Annotated in this window: 1 protein-coding gene; it reads right to left on the bottom strand. The window is 70.9% G+C overall.

Annotation, left to right across the window (positions count from 1 at the left end):
• The coding region (locus tag JHD67_RS22100; RefSeq protein WP_199101239.1) for a hypothetical protein at nt 1-296 on the bottom strand (296 nt) is incomplete at both ends.

Below are 296 nucleotides of genomic sequence, written 5' to 3'. Positions count from 1 at the left end.
ACGCGAGAGGCGCTGACGGATCGGGTCCATCTGGGCAGCGATGTGCGCGCGAATCAGGCGCTGGCGACGCTGCGCCTCGGGCGTGGCGCCGGGCACGGGGGGCTCGGGCGGTAGCTCGTCCAGCACGCGTTGGAGCAGGCGCGCGGAGTCGCATCGGCTGTTGCCGTCCGTGTCGTCGTCGATAAAGGCCCAGCCCTGCCAGTCGGGGAAATCCGCATCGCTATGCACCTGCACGCCGGCCGCGTTGAGGTCCACGTAGACCGTGCTGCCGTCCAGCGGCGAGGTGATGGCGCGGA

It is taken from the genome of Dyella sp. ASV21 (genome assembly GCF_016428975.1).
Classification (GTDB): Bacteria; Pseudomonadota; Gammaproteobacteria; order Xanthomonadales; family Rhodanobacteraceae; genus Dyella.
Note: the sequence above shows the minus strand (reverse complement) of the source record. Positions and strands in the feature narration are given on the sequence as shown.